Origin of the sequence: Methylibium sp. T29-B, from assembly GCF_000576225.1 — a bacterium.
Lineage (GTDB): Bacteria > Pseudomonadota > Gammaproteobacteria > Burkholderiales > Burkholderiaceae_C > Methylibium > Methylibium petroleiphilum.
In genome coordinates this window covers 1-907 of record NZ_AZSN01000375.1, presented here as the reverse complement: position 1 = coordinate 907, position 907 = coordinate 1, and the positions used below count along the sequence as shown (strand labels likewise).

The following is a 907-nucleotide window of genomic DNA, read 5'->3' as shown; positions in this document are numbered from 1 at the left end:
CCGCCCCCGCTGGCGCGCGGCCCGATGCTGGTCTGCATCGACACCTCGGGGTCGATGCGCGGCGCACCCGAGCAACTGGCCAAGGCGGTGGTGCTGCAGGCGGCGCGCACCGCGCACCGCGAACGGCGGGCCTGCCAGCTGATCGCCTTCGGCGGTGCCGGCGAGCTGCTGACCCACGAGCTGGCGCTGACGCCGGCCGGGCTGGACGCGCTGCTCGATTTCATCGGCCAGGCCTTCGATGGCGGCACCGACCTGGCGGCACCGCTCGCGCATGCGGTGGCCGCGGTCCACAGCGCGCGCTGGCAGCAGGCCGACCTGCTGCTGGTCAGCGACGGCGAGTTCGGCTGCACGCCGGCCACGCTGGCGCTGCTGGACGGCGCACGGCAGCGCCACGGTCTGCGCGTGCAAGGGGTGCTGGTCGGCGACGCGAGACGATGGGCCTGCTGGAGGTCTGCGACGCGATCCACTGGGTGCGCGACTGGCGCCGCTACGCGCCCGACCCGCAGAGCGCGTATGCCGACGGTCACTCGCCGGTGCACAGCAAGAGCCTCACCGCGCTCTACTTCCCCAACGCGCTGAGCGAGCGCGCGCGGCGCCACCTGCAGGTCTGAGCGTGGCCGCGGCGTGCTGCGGTTCACACCGCGCCGGGCCGCAAGGTGTCGCTTTGTAAAAGGCGCTGCAGCCGCGCGGCTTCGGTCACGAGCGGGGTGCGCCGCGCCACCAAACTGGACGTCCGCTGCCCGGCCGCTCGCGCGGTCGCGCCGTCTTCCACCGCATCCTGGGGCGACCATGTCCACTCCCCGCTCACCGAGAGCGCAGCGCCTCGCCCGCCTGACCGCGCTGTGTGCCGCCACGCTCCTGCTGGCGTCCTGTGGCGGCGGCGGCGGGGGCGGCGGCAGCACCGACG

Annotated in this window: 1 protein-coding gene; it reads left to right on the top strand. The window is 74.9% G+C overall.

Annotated features, from left to right (window positions below; genetic code table 11):
- On the top strand, window positions 1-579 hold a 579-nt coding region (locus Y694_RS22025; protein WP_231497845.1), incomplete at its 5' end, for a VWA domain-containing protein.
- Window positions 580-907: the final 328 nt, after the last annotated feature.